Raw genomic sequence first — 7,574 nt, 5'->3', positions numbered from 1 at the left:
CCGCCGGCCGAGAGCATCCCGCCGGCGCCCCCGGTGCCGCCGGCCCCGCCGGACGCGGTGCTGCTCTGCGTGACCCCGCCCGCGCCGCCGGTACCGGCCGTGCCGGTGAGCATGCCGGCGTTGCCCCCGGTGCCGCCTGCCCCGCCGGCGCCCTGGATCGAGCTGCCGCCGGCGCCCCCCGCGCCGCCGGCGCCGAACAGGCCCGCGGCCCCGCCGTTTCCGCCGGTGCCCCCGGTGCCGGTGGTGGCGGATCCGCCGGCCCCGCCGGCGCCGCCGAGGCCGAGGAGGCCGGCGGCCCCGCCGTTTCCGCCGTTTCCGCCATTGGTTCCCGCGGTGCCGGATCCGCCGGCCCCGCCGTTGCCGATCAGCCACCCGCCGGGCGTCCCGTTTTGTCCGGTCCCGGGGGCGCCGTTGACTCCGTTGCCGATCAGCGGGCGCCCGGTGGCCGCCTGGACGGGCGCGTTGATCCCGTCGAGCAGGCTTTGCAGTGGGGACGCGGCGGCCGCCTCGGCGGCCGCGTACATCGCCCCGCTGGAGCTCATGGTCTGGACGAACTGCCGCTGGAACTGCGCCGCCTCGGCGCTCACGGCCTGGTAGAGCTGGCCGTGCCCGGAAAACAGCGACGCGAGCGCCGCCGATACCTCGTCCTCGGCGGCGGCCAGGATCGCGGTGGTCGGGGCCGCCGCGGCGGCGTGGGCGGCGCCCAGCGCCGATCCGATGCTTTCCACCTCGGCCGCGGCCGCCGCGACCACGTCGGGAGCCACCAACACAAACGACATCGCAATCCTCCCGGTCCGCACCGGGCGTCCGGGGATGCGGGTCGCGCTATCCCGGTCGGACGCCCATCTGGAATGCGGTCCAGAATGCGGGGCCGCGCGACAGCGAAACGTCGGTCATAGCTCGTAGATTGCGCGCGGCGGGGTCGTAGATTCGCCGCGGCGGGTGTGCGGGCGCGCCGGTCAGCGGTGGCCGGCTACCTCCTGAGCCAGCTGCACCCGAGAGTTGATGCCCAGTTTCGCGTAGATGTGCGTGAGGTGGGTTTGCACGGTGCGCCGCGATACGAAGAGCCGCGCGGCGATCTCGTTGTTGGCCAGGCCGTCGGCGACCAGTCGCGCGACGTCGCGCTCGGTCGGGGTCAGCGACGCCCAGCCGCTGCTCGGGCGCTTGCGCTCCCCGCGGCCGCGGCGCGCGTAGGCGATGGCTTCCTCGAGCGACAGGCCGGCCCCCCCGGCCCACGTGCCGTCGAAGTCATCGCCCAGGGCGTCGCGAATAGCCGCGACCGCCCGGTCATGCTCGGCGTCGTAGATGGCGAACCGCGCCACGCCGATCCGTCGCCGAATCGCGTCCGCGGCGCCCATCAGCCGCGCCGCGTCGCGATGGCTGAGCCCGTCGGCCGCCACGCGGCCGAGGCACTCGAGGACGTCGGGGACGGCCAGGTGGGCCCCGCACTCGGCGGCGCAGGCGAGCGCCTTGTGGGCGTCGCGTTCCGCCTGGTCCGGTTCGCCCTTGGCGATGCCGATGCGCGCCCGGGTGGTCAGCGCCCGGGCCAGGTGCCATCCCGCCGACGCCGCGACCTGTTGGTCGGCCCAGCGCCCGGCCTCGATCAGGTCGCCGCGCGCCAGGGCAACCTCGGCGATCGGGTTGACGATCGCCGCGCCGAGTTCGCCGCCCACGCTCAGCCGCTCCTGCGCCGACCCGCAGGCCGCGGCCGCCGCCGCGACATCACCGGCGGCCGCCGCGGCGGTGGCCAACACCGCGTAGCTGAAACCCTCGTTGTACGGCCACAAATCGGCGGCGGCCTCCAGCGAGGCGCGGGCCGCCGCCCCGGCCGCCTCGGTTTCACCCTGGAAGGCGAGCGCGAGGCTGAGGCTCAGCCGGGCACCCCACCTGAACAACACGTCGTGCGACGCGTCGGCATCGGCGGTCACCGCGTCGAACTGCGCGACGGCGTCGGCCAGCTCGCCCTGCATCAGCTGCGCCAGCCCGAGCGTCCAGCGGCACGACCGCGCGTCGAATCGGTCGCCGATGGCCTCGGCGATTTCGCATCCCTCCCGGGAGGCCGCGCTCGCGGCGATCGGGTCGCCCGCGTAGAAGGCGCCGTTGGCCTGCCAGGTCAGGATCTGCGTCAGTCGCCACTGATCGTCGAGCTCGCGCGCGATGCCGATCGCCTCGGCGAGGTACGGGCGGGCCGCGTCGGCGCTGTAGGACGCGATCGCGCCGCACGCGGTGAGCGCTCGCGCCAGCAGGGCGGGGTCGTCGATCTCGCGGGCGATGGCGACGGCCTGCTGCGCCTGCTCGAGGTTGTCGGCGATGCTGCGCGACGCGTCGAGGGCGGCCTTGTCGGCGAGCGCGCGCCCGCGCACCACCGCCGAGATGTCGGAGTCCCCGGCGCCGCGCTCGGGGAGGGTGGCCTCGAACCAGGCCAGGCCCTCCTGGATGCGGCCCCGCGTCTGCCAGAGCGGCTGCAGCGACGACGTCAGCTCCAGCGCCCGCTCGATCTCGCCGCGCTGGCGGCTCCACTCGAACGCCGCCCGCAGGTTGTCGATCTCGAGCTCGGCCTGTTCGATGCGGCGCTGATGGTCGGCGTCCGCGGGGCTGTCCAGCAGGGCGGCCAGCGCCGCGTAGTAGTCGCGGTGACGCGTATGGATCTCGTCGGCTTCACCGGATTGCTCCAGCCGCGCCAACGCGTAGTGGCGGACGGTCTCGAGCAGCCGAAAGCGCGTCCGATCCCCGGCGTTCTCGGCCACGACCAGGGATTTGTCCACCAGCTGGGCGAGCCGGTCCAGGACCTGCAGTTGCTGCGCGGGCTCGCCGTCGCCGATCGTGCGCGCCGCCTCGAGGTCGAATCCGGCGCGGAAAACCGCCAACCGGCGAAATAGGACCCGTTCCGCCTCGCTCAGCAGGGCGTACGACCAATCGAGCGATCCGCCCAGCGTCTTCTTGCCGCGCCCCCCGGTGACGACCTCCGTCACCAGCCGGAACCTGTTGCGCAGCCCGTCGAGGATCTCGGCCAGCGACATCATGCGCACGCGCGCCGCGGCGAGCTCGATCCCCAGCGGCAGCCCGTCGAGGCGGCCGCAGATCTCGCGCACGGCAGCGCCGTCGTCGACGGCGATGCTGAAGTCGGGCCGGGCCAGGCGCGCGCGGTCGACGAAGAGTTCGATGGCCTCGTCGGCGAGCGACAGCGACGGCACCCGCCAGGTCAGCTCGCCGGCCACTCCGATCGGTTCGCGGCTGGTCGTCAGGATCGTCAGCTGCGGGCAGGCGCCCAGGAGCGCGACGGTCAGGTCGGCGCACGCGTCGAGCAGGTGCTCGCAATTGTCGAGCACCAGCAGCACCTGGCGGTCGCCGAGGAACCGCACCAACGTTTCGGTGGCCGAACGGCCCGGCTGGTCGGGCAGGCCGAGCGCCCGGATCGCCGCGACGGGCGCAGCCTCGGCATCGGCGACCGCCGTGAGATCGACGAACCACACGTTGCCGTCGAACTCGGCCGCCGCCTGCGCAGCGACCTGCACCGCCAGCCGCGTCTTGCCGACGCCCCCCGTGCCGGCGAGGGTCACCAGCCGGTTCTCGGAGAGCGCCTTGGCCACCTCGTTGGTCAAGGTGACGCGACCGACGAACCGGGTCAGCTGCACGGGGAGGCCATGCGGGACCAGGCTGCCCGTGGTGCGCAGCGGCGGGAACTCGACGTCGAGATCGGAGTGGCACAGCTGCGCAACCCGTTCCGGGCGGGGCAGGTCGCCCAGCTGATGCGCGCCCAGGTCGGTCACCCACGCGTCCTCCGGCAGCTCATCGAAGACCAGGTCGCGCGTGATGCCCGACACCAGAATCTGGCCGCCATGGGCCAGATCGCGCAACCGGGCCGCTCGCTCGGGGGTCGGGCCGACGTACTCGCCGGCATCGTCCAGCTGCACCTCGCCGGTGTGCACCCCGACCCGCAGGCGGATCGGCGCCAGGCGCGCCCGCTGCAGGTCCACCGCGCACGCCACGGCGTCGGTCGCGTTCGGGAAGGCGACGATGAAGCTGGCGTCCGCGCCCGGTTCCACGGCCAGCACGCCGTCGTGGGCGGCGACGATCTCGCCGACCACGCGGTCGAGCCGCACCAGGGCGGCCGTCATTTGCTCCGGCTGGGTCTCCCACAGTCGCTCGGAGTCGTCGAAATCGGCGAGAAGCAGCGTCACCGTTCCAGCGGGCATAAGCTCCTTCACGCCATGGTCACGCGTGTTCCGTGACCCAACCCCCGCGCGTACATCAGTTTCGCTCATGCCGGCCACCCCGGGTCGAATACACCGAAAAATATGGAGATCGTCGAGGCGGAGTGGGTTGTCCTCAGCGCGGCCGCGTGGGCGGCACCTTTGCCGCGGGCGGCCCTACGACCCCGCATCTCGTCGCAATTACGACCCCTCATGTTCTGGATCTACGCGATTCGACCGACGTTAGTTCGACGCCACGCCCCACATATTTGACTCGTTGTCAATAGACGTCGGGGGTCGGTATCGCGCATTCGCTGCGCTGCATCCGGTCTTCCGACCGAGAGTCGGGGTCTTTCAACAGGGTGGGCGCCCTGGGGGCAGCTTCCCGCTGGGCGTGGTCAACGAAGGGACATTGCGATGAACTTCCTGGTACTGCCGCCGGAGGTCAATTCGGCGCGGATGTATCTGGGTGCGGGGCCGGGGCCGATGCTCGCGGCGGCGACGGCCTGGGACGGGCTGGCCGGCGAGTTGGGTGCGGCGGCGGAATCGTTCGGGTCGGTGACCTCGGGGCTGGCGGGCGCGGCGTGGCAGGGCCCGGCGGCGGCGGCGATGCTGGGGGCGGCCGCGCCGTACGCGGGCTGGCTTTCCGCCGCGGCGGCGCACGCCGAGGGTGCGGCGGGACAGGCGCGGGCGGCGGTGTCGGCGTTCGAGGCGGCGGCGGCCGCGACGGTGCACCCGGGCACGGTGGCGGCCAACCGCAACCAGCTGGTGTCGCTGATTCGGTCGAACCTGTTGGGGTTCAACGCCCCGGCGATCGCGGCGGCCGAGGCCCAGTACGAGCAGATGTGGGCCGCCGACGTGGCCGCGATGGTGGGCTATCACGGCGGGGCCTCGGCGGTGGCCGCGCAATTGGCCCCGATGCAGCAGGCGCTGCAAAACCTGCCGGGGGTGGGGCAGGTGCGGGCCGCCCTGGCGAGCATGAACCTGGGGCCCGGCAACACCGGCGGCGGCAACGTCGGTGGCGGCAACCGGGGCGACGGCAATATCGGCAGCGGCAACATCGGCAACCAGAACGTGGGCGGCGGCAACCTCGGCAGCACGAACATCGGCAGCGGCAACAACGGCATGGGCAACATCGGCGACGGCAACCGCGGCATCCAGAACATCGGCAGCGGCAACGCCGGCAACAACAACACCGGCTTCGGCAACAAAGGCATCGGGAACGTCGGCGCCGGCAACCTGGGCGATGCCAACCTGGGCAACGGCAACCTGGGCAACGCCAACACCGGCAGCGGGAACCGCGGGGACTCCAACATGGGCTTTGGCAACCGCGGCAGCAACAACGTCGGCCTCGCCAACACCGGCAGTCACAACATCGGGTTCGGCAATACCGGCAACAACAACATCGGGTTCGGGCTCACCGGCGACAACCAGATCGGTTTCGGTGCACTGAATTCCGGGGTCGGCAACATCGGCTTCGGCAACTCGGGCACCGGAAACATCGGATTCTTCAACTCCGGCACGGGGAACGTGGGCTTCTTCAACTCGGGCAACCACAGCTTCGGCTTCGACAACGCCGGCAGCATCAACACCGGGTTCTGGAACGCGGGCTTCACGAATACGGGGTTCGGTAACGGCGGCGACACCAACTTCGGTTTCGGCAACGGCGGCTCGAACAACTTCGGCATGCTCAACAGCGGTGCGCAGAACTTCGGCGTCGCCAACGCGGGCGCCCAAAACACCGGTTCCTTCAACGGTGGGTCCCTCAACACCGGCGACATGAACGCCGGCGACATCAACACCGGTTGGGGGAACTCGGGCAGCAGCAACACCGGTGGCTTCGACGCGGGCAACCTGAACACCGGCTTCGGCAGCGTGATCACCCCGGCCGGCGTGAAGAACTCGGGTTTCGGCACCACCGGCCTCGACTCGTCGGGCTTCTTCAACTCCGGGGGTGACACCTCCGGCTTCATGAACACGGGCCTGGCCTTCGATAGCGGCTTCCACAACTCGGGCAACGGCGCCAACGCCGGCATCAACAACATGGGCAGCACCCTCATCGGGGTCGGAAACACCGGCTTCCTGAACATCGGCATCGGCAATACGAACGTCTTCAGCTCCGGCATCGGCAACTCGGGCAACAACGACTCGGGATTCTTCAACGTCAAGGACGCGATCGCCGGCTTCTTCAACTTGCTGGCGATGGTCTGACACGGCACGGTCGCGATGAATTTCTCGATGTTGCCGCCGGAGATCAATTCCGCGCGCATGTACGCGGGTGCGGGGGCGGGCCCGATGTTCGTGGCGGCGACGGCGTGGGACGGCTTGGCGGCCGACCTGCGGGCGTCGGCGTCGTCGTTCGCCTCGGTGGTCGCGGCTTTGACCGGCGGACCCTGGTCGGGCCCGGCGTCCGAGGCGATGGCGGGCGCCGCCGCGCCGTATGTGGGGTGGCTGGCGGCGTCGGCGGCGCAGGCCGAAGCGGCGGCGGCGCAGGCTCGCACGGCGGCGACGGCGTTCGAGGCGGCGCAGACGGCGACGGTTCACCCCGCTGCCGTGGCGGCGAACCGGGTGCAGCTGATGTCGTTGGTGGCCACCAACTTTCTGGGCCAGAACACGCCGGCCATCGCGGCGACCGAGTTCCAGTACGTGGAGATGTGGGCCCAGGACGTCGGCGCGATGCTCGGTTATCACGCAGGCGCGATGGCCGTCGCGTCGGCGTTGACGCCGTTCGCGGCGCCCCCGCTGGACCTGGCGGGCCTTGCCGGACCGGTCATCGGCGCCGCGTCGACGGTGGGTGACGCGCTGGCCCCCGTGCTGCAGGGCGCGGCCGACGCGACCCCGGCCCTCGCGGACACGCTGCAGTCCCTGGCTTCCGGTGTGCCCCTGCAGTCGTTGTCGTCCCTGGCGGAGGTCGCTTCGCTCCCGGTCAGCATGCTGATGTCACCGATCATGTCGTTGGCCCAGGGGACGAACGCCGGGACGGCGGGGCTGGCCGGCACGGCGGCGATCGGGGCCGACGCACCAAAGTTCGTCGGCGACACCACGTTCAAGCCGTTCGGCGGTGGCGGTGGCCTGGGGCCGGCCATGTCGGCGGGGCTCGGCAAGGCCCGGCTCGTGGGCGCGATGTCGGTGCCCCCGACGTGGCAGGGGTCGATGCCCGCCGGGATGATCAGTTCGGCGATGTCGGGGTTGGGCGGCGGAACGCCCAGTCCCCCAGGGAGTTACGGGGCCGGAATGGGTGGCATGCCGATGATGCCGATGCCGATGGGCGGCATGGGCGGCGGTGCTCCCGCCGGGATGATGGGCCGGGGTGGGGCGAGTCCGAATCATGTGGTGCAGTCGCGGCCCAGCGTGGTGCCGCGGACCGGGGTCGGCTAGGGC

At 71.9% G+C, this 7,574-nt stretch carries 4 protein-coding genes; 2 read left to right on the top strand and 2 right to left on the bottom strand.

The annotated features are described in order from the left end of the window. Both BST11_RS26185 and BST11_RS26180 read right to left on the bottom strand, forming a co-directional pair. Positions 1-779: PE family protein (locus BST11_RS26185; protein ID WP_142276590.1), on the bottom strand; the 779-nt coding region annotated here is incomplete at its 3' end. Between the two features lie 180 nt (positions 780-959). Next, complete coding sequence (locus BST11_RS26180; RefSeq protein ID WP_083141088.1) at positions 960-4,208, bottom strand: LuxR C-terminal-related transcriptional regulator; 3,249 nt, start codon at positions 4,206-4,208, stop codon at positions 960-962. A gap of 402 nt (positions 4,209-4,610) precedes the next feature. Between BST11_RS26180 and BST11_RS28070 the strand changes: the two genes are divergently transcribed. Both BST11_RS28070 and BST11_RS28065 read left to right on the top strand, forming a co-directional pair. Further along, positions 4,611-6,404 (top strand): PPE family protein, encoded by a 1,794-nt coding sequence (locus tag BST11_RS28070; protein ID WP_169834965.1) that lies wholly within the window; start codon positions 4,611-4,613, stop codon positions 6,402-6,404. A 15-nt stretch (positions 6,405-6,419) separates the two neighbouring features. After that, positions 6,420-7,571, top strand: a complete 1,152-nt coding sequence (locus BST11_RS28065; RefSeq protein WP_169834964.1) for a PPE family protein — start codon at positions 6,420-6,422, stop codon at positions 7,569-7,571. Positions 7,572-7,574: the final 3 nt, after the last annotated feature.

This window comes from Mycobacterium alsense, from assembly GCF_002086635.1.
Classification (GTDB): Bacteria; Actinomycetota; Actinomycetes; order Mycobacteriales; family Mycobacteriaceae; genus Mycobacterium; species Mycobacterium alsense.
The sequence above is the reverse complement of the archived record's forward strand: the minus strand, read 5'-3'. Positions and strand labels throughout refer to the sequence as shown.